The sequence below is a fragment of the Sandarakinorhabdus oryzae genome (genome assembly GCF_009733735.1).
Classification (GTDB): Bacteria; Pseudomonadota; Alphaproteobacteria; order Sphingomonadales; family Sphingomonadaceae; genus Sandarakinorhabdus; species Sandarakinorhabdus oryzae.
The window spans coordinates 1-727 of record NZ_WNJP01000381.1 but is presented as its reverse complement, the minus strand read 5'-3'; the positions used below and the strand labels follow the sequence as shown (position 1 = coordinate 727).

The following is a 727-nucleotide window of genomic DNA, read 5'->3' as shown; positions in this document are numbered from 1 at the left end:
CACCGGGTCGGGCGGCTGGAACCAGCGGGTGACGGCTTCGCGCTTGCCCAGCCCGGCGGCGTGCCGGAGCCAGGGGGCGAGCGGATCGGCGAGGAAGGCGCGGCCGCGCCAGTGCCGGCCCAGCCACCAGAGCAGGCCAAAGGGCGACAGGCCGGGCAGGGTGACCTGCGGCTGGGTGAAATCGCCGTAGAGGCCAAGCGCGGTGAAGGCGGGCACCAGGAAAAACAGGCCGGCGTGGTCTGAGGTGAAGCGATGCGTGGCCCGCGCAGTGGACGCCGCGTCCATTTGGGGAGCGGCGGGGTCCGGTGGGCGACGGCGCATTTCGGGCGGCTGGCCGGCGGTTGGCGACGGTGGCGGCAATGGTGGCGTGATTTCAGGGGGTTCCGGCCATGGTTCCGGTGGCAGGCTGTTGGCAGCGGCGTGCGGCCTGGCCCCGGCGGCTGTGCGGCGGTGGCCGGTGGGTGGCGGGGGTGGGTGGCTGGTGTCCCGCGGTGTCCAACCGGGTCCTTGTGGCCCTGCCAGCGTCGCCTGCACGGCCGGCAGAGCCAGCAGATGCGGATGGTGACGGGCGAGCATGGCCGTCGCCAGCAGGGCGTTTGCGGCGGGCGATCTGCTGCTGTTCGGCAAAGGGCCGGCCCAGGGGATCGAGCACGACGAAATTGTCGATCGCCATGCCGTCGCGGGTGGTGTGGATGCGCGCGTCAAAGATGTTGCCGCCGGCAAGGCT

1 protein-coding gene is annotated in these 727 nt (G+C 72.5%); it reads right to left on the bottom strand.

What is annotated here, in order from left to right; all coding sequences use genetic code 11:
• Positions 1-321: hypothetical protein (locus GJ693_RS16435; protein WP_156257280.1), on the bottom strand; the 321-nt coding region annotated here is incomplete at its 3' end.
• Positions 322-727 lie beyond the last annotated feature (406 nt).